This window comes from Anaeromusa sp. (assembly GCF_028691475.1).
GTDB lineage: Bacteria > Bacillota > Negativicutes > Anaeromusales > Anaeromusaceae > Anaeromusa.
The window spans coordinates 1-3,643 of sequence record NZ_JAQUZF010000076.1; the positions used below are offsets into that span (position 1 = coordinate 1).

Here is a 3,643-nt window from a genome sequence, read left to right on the forward strand (position 1 = left end):
GTCGCTAGACGCACCAAAAGCTCATCCAGGACCAAAATCAATTCGTTGCCGCCAATAATCAGGCCGGAGCCGATTAAGGCAATAATGCGATACAAAAGAATGCAAAAGGACCGCAACACGAAATCCGCTCCTTTCTTTTTTTCTATCATATCACTTTCATTCTGCTTTGCCTATGAAAAGATGATAAGACGATGATTTTTTCAATAAAGCGATGCTGGAAGCAGGAAAGTGACATTTAAAAGACGAAATAAACAGAAAGCTATCCTTGAATAAAGTCTACACAAGGAGGACGAGGCAATATGAAATGGGAAGATGCAATCGCTTTATCCAGTGAGGGCAAGATTGAATCCATGTGCCGGGTAGTTGGCGAATGGGGCGTGTTTATCGGCGGCCAGTGCATCGGTATCAAAGTTGTCGAAGCAGGAGACGGCAGGCTCGGGCATCGCACAAGCCATTTTTATCAGCCAGCTGGCGCAGCTTATCCGTATGTCAGCCCTAATGAATGGTTTGCGACGATGGAAGATGCTTTGATTGATGCGACCAAACAGCTTGCAGAACCATACGATCCGGAAAATCCGGGAACCTGGACCGTGAATTGCGGGTATTAATAGCGACAGAAAGTCCCGGGGTGGCTTATGGCCAGATCCGGGACTTTCTGATTAGCGGGCAGCTAGCGCTTGCGCATAAGTCATTCCATCAAAGGCTGTTCTTTGTAAAGTGCTGAGTTTTTCCTTTCAATGAGAACTACCTGGTACGGAGAGGCCGTATTTACGGAGCTTTTTAAGAATGGCAGTATGGGACAATCCTAAAGCGAGGCCTAGCTGACGGGCGCTGCGATATTCGCCCATTGCCTCAGCCAGAAGTTTTTTTTCTACTTCTTGCATGGAGGCGGCCAAAGACTGTGTTTTTTTTGCAGGAGCTGTCTGGATATTACTGGGAATCGTGGCAGCGGGCAAAAAGATATGTTCGCTTAAGAGAACTGGCCCGTTGACGATGTTGCAAGCGCGCTCCATGATATTTTCCAATTCGCGGATATTACCGGGCCAATGATAGTGTTTGAGCTTTTCCAAGGCGGTGCTGCTGATTTCTTGTACGCTTTTTTGGAGTTTAGCGGCAAAACGGTGTAAAAAGAAGCGGCTAAGGGGATCAATGTCTTCTAAGCGTTCGCGCAGAGGCGGGAGAAATAGAGGAATGACATTTAAACGATAGTACAGATCCTCGCGGAAGGTTCCTTGGGCCATCAAAGTTTCCAGGGGACGATTGGTAGCGGCGAGGATGCGAACATTGATGGGTTGCTCCCGATTGCTGCCTAAGCGGCGAACTTTTCGTTCCTGCAGTACGCGCAGCAGCTTAGCTTGCAGATGGGAAGAAACTTCGCCGATTTCATCCAAAAACAGAGTGCCTCCCTGGGCTAGTTCAAAAAGTCCTGCTTTGCCTCCTTTGACGGCGCCGGTGAAAGAGCCTTCTTCATAGCCGAAGAGCTCGCTTTCCAAGAGCGCATCAGGAATGGCTGCGCAGTTGACCGGCAGGAAGGCTTTGGCGTTGCGCGGCGATGCAGCATGAAGGGCGCGGGCGATTAGCTCCTTGCCGGTGCCGGTTTCGCCGCGGATTAAAACGGTAGAATCACTGCGGGCGTAGGTTTGGGCTTGGGAGACTACTTCCTGCATGGCGGTGCTGGTGAAAATGATCTCTGCGAAGGTGAAGGGCGAGGGCCCTGTCAAGCGATGAACAAGCTCTTGGACATCCCGAATGTCCCGCAGTACAACCATGGCGCCGCTGACAAACCCGGCGGCATCTAAAAGAGGGGTGCTGGTAGCAAGACAATGGCCAGCAACTTTTTCAAAAAACAATTCTTCATTGTGATAACTCTTGCCGCTTTCCAGCGTGCGGCGCAGCGGGGAGGATGGCGGAAAAATATCTTCCAGACACTTGCCTAGAATTTCTTCGGCAGGACAGTGGAGCAGCTTTTCCGCAGCTGGATTGCATTGGGTAATGCGTCCGTAACGGTCAACGGCGATAATGCCGTCTTGCACGGAGGTCAGCATGGCCTGGATTTGCTGCGAACGTTCTTGGTGAGGCATTAGGTCGATCATTTCGACATCAAGAATGCCGGGAACGGTCAAAAGACATTCGGCTAGTTCCCGCGCGGCATGGTGGGATAGAGGCTGAACTTCCAGGAAAATGACACGTAGATCGACTTCCATGGAAAGAATGTTGATATGTCGTTCCGCAAGAATGCGAGAGATATCCATGACTAAGCCGACGCGGTCGACATTGGGCAGGCGAAAACGCATAATAGAAACTTCCTTTCAAGAGGGTATAGGATATGAACTAAACTTTCTTTACCAGTGTATTACACAAGTTTTATTAATTTCCTGCAACAAAAGTTTCCAAACGGAAGCTTTTGTTGCCAATGATTGGTATGAAAAGTTTCCAATGGCAGAAAAAGGTTCAGTAAAATAGCCTTACTAGACTTGGCATGGTTATTGCTATATAAAAAGCAGCGGTACAAACCGTAATTTGCAATTAGAGGGATTACGATGATTGTTGCAGTGGCGAAGGAAATTAAGAATAATGAAAACCGGGTGGGCTTGACGCCTGCCGGCGTAGATGCGTTGGTGCAAGCCGGGCACAAAGTGCTGGTGGAAAAAGGAGCGGGTTTGGGCAGCGGCTTTAGCGACGAGGCGTATCAAAAAGCAGGCGGCGTTATTATGGCGGACCGTAAAGAATTGTTTGATAGTGCAGAAATGATTATAAAAGTCAAAGAGCCCTTGCCGGCAGAATATGATTTGTTCCATGAAGGGCAAATTTTATATACGTACTTGCATTTGGCGCCGGAACCGGCTTTGACGGAAGCGCTGCTCAAAAAGAAAGTAGTGGGCATTGCTTACGAGACTATTTTGGGGAGCCATGGCGGTTTGCCGTTATTGGCGCCGATGAGCGAAGTAGCTGGACGTATGGCGGTGCAGATTGGCGCTCAATTCCTGGAAAAGCCTTGTGGCGGCAAAGGAATTCTTTTGGGCGGCGTTCCAGGGGTAGAAGTAGGACAAGTCGTCATTGTCGGCGGCGGCATCGTTGGTACCAATGCTGCCAAAATAGCCGTAGGCATGGGCGCTCGTGTTACTGTGTTGGATCGTTCGGCGGAACGTCTTGCTTATTTGGATGATATTTTTGGCGGTCGCGTGCAGACCGTTATGTCTAACAGTTTCAACTTGGCTAAATGGGTGAAGCAAGCGGACTTGCTGGTGGGCGCTGTATTGTTGCCAGGAGCTAAAGCGCCGAAGCTGGTAACCGAGGAAATGGTAAAATCCATGGAGCCTGGTTCCGTGATTGTCGATGTAGCGATTGACCAAGGAGGCTCGGTGGCGACTATTGACCGTATTACGACGCATAGCGAACCTACCTATGAAAAATATGGTGTTGTGCATTATGCAGTAGCTAATATGCCTGGGGCAGTGGCTAGAACTTCCACCTTGGCTTTGACAAATGTGACCTTAGAGTATGCGCTGCAGATTGCTAACAAAGGCTGGAAACAGGCTTTGAAGGACAATGCTGGGTTGGCTAACGGCTTGAATGTGGTGGATGGCAACGTAACTTACCAAGGAGTTGCCGAAGGCTTGGGCCTGCCCTATGTACCGGCAGC

General features: G+C 49.4%; 3 protein-coding genes. 2 read left to right on the plus strand and 1 reads right to left on the minus strand.

From position 1 onward, the window contains the following. The first annotated feature begins 299 nt into the window (after window positions 1–299). Window positions 300–608, plus strand: a complete 309-nt coding sequence (locus PHF27_RS10085) for a hypothetical protein (protein ID WP_300069367.1) — start codon at window positions 300–302, stop codon at window positions 606–608. A gap of 126 nt (window positions 609–734) precedes the next feature. On the opposite strand, the gene PHF27_RS10090 is transcribed toward PHF27_RS10085, so the two are convergent. Further along, complete coding sequence (locus tag PHF27_RS10090; RefSeq protein ID WP_300069370.1) at window positions 735–2,294, minus strand: sigma 54-interacting transcriptional regulator; 1,560 nt, start codon at window positions 2,292–2,294, stop codon at window positions 735–737. Between the two features lie 246 nt (window positions 2,295–2,540). Here PHF27_RS10090 and ald point away from each other — a divergent pair. Next, on the plus strand, window positions 2,541–3,643 hold a 1,103-nt coding region (ald, locus tag PHF27_RS10095), incomplete at its 3' end, for an alanine dehydrogenase (protein ID WP_300069373.1).

Coding starts and splice junctions, on each gene's coding strand:
- PHF27_RS10090 (WP_300069370.1), bottom strand. CDS start 2,294: ATGCGTTTTCGCCTGCCCAATGTCGACCGCGTCGGCTTAGTCATGGAT.
- PHF27_RS10085 (WP_300069367.1), top strand. CDS start 300: ATGAAATGGGAAGATGCAATCGCTTTATCCAGTGAGGGCAAGATTGAA.